The sequence below is a fragment of the Flammeovirga aprica JL-4 genome (assembly GCF_012844305.1).
Classification (GTDB): Bacteria; Bacteroidota; Bacteroidia; order Cytophagales; family Flammeovirgaceae; genus Flammeovirga; species Flammeovirga aprica.
In genome coordinates, this window is record NZ_JABANE010000399.1 from 1 (window position 1) to 602 (window position 602).

Sequence of the window (602 nt, forward strand, 5' to 3'; positions counted from 1 at the left end):
CTAATTTTGAAACTTCTTCTTTATAGCTACACCACACCTTATAGGTCGAGTCATGAACTTGAGAGATTAGCGAAAGAATCTATTCCATGTATGTGGCTCCTGTCAGGTGAAACACCAGATCATGCAACAATCTCTAGATTTCGGGTTAAATACCTAAAAGATATTTTGGAAGATATTCATGTTAATTTGGTATTGAATTTAGCCCAGCATGAATTTGTGAATTTAGAAGAGTATGTTTTAGATGGCACTCTCATTAGTGCTAATGCGAATAAGTATAAAACAGTTTTTAAAAAGAATTCAGAGAGGTTTTCACAGCAAGTGCGAACAAAAGTCCAGGAATATATTCAGACTCTTGAAAACTTAGAAAAAGAATCTCCCGACAAAGACAGAGCATTAAATATTCCTTCAGATACTTCTCGTTCTGACAGTAACAAAATGAAAGAAATTGCTGAAGATCTTGATGAACAATTATCTAAAAGAGGAAATGGCCGAACAACAAAAAAGCAAAGAACCCAATGCCGGAATATTATTAAAAAGGCAGATCAGTTAAGTAAATATGAACAACAGCTTCAAACATTAGGCACCCGTAATTCCTATTCTAA

General features: G+C 34.2%; 1 protein-coding gene. It reads left to right on the forward strand.

Annotated elements, in window-relative coordinates; translation table 11 throughout:
- Positions 1 to 602: transposase (locus HHU12_RS36135; protein WP_169661229.1), on the forward strand; the 602-nt coding region annotated here is incomplete at both ends.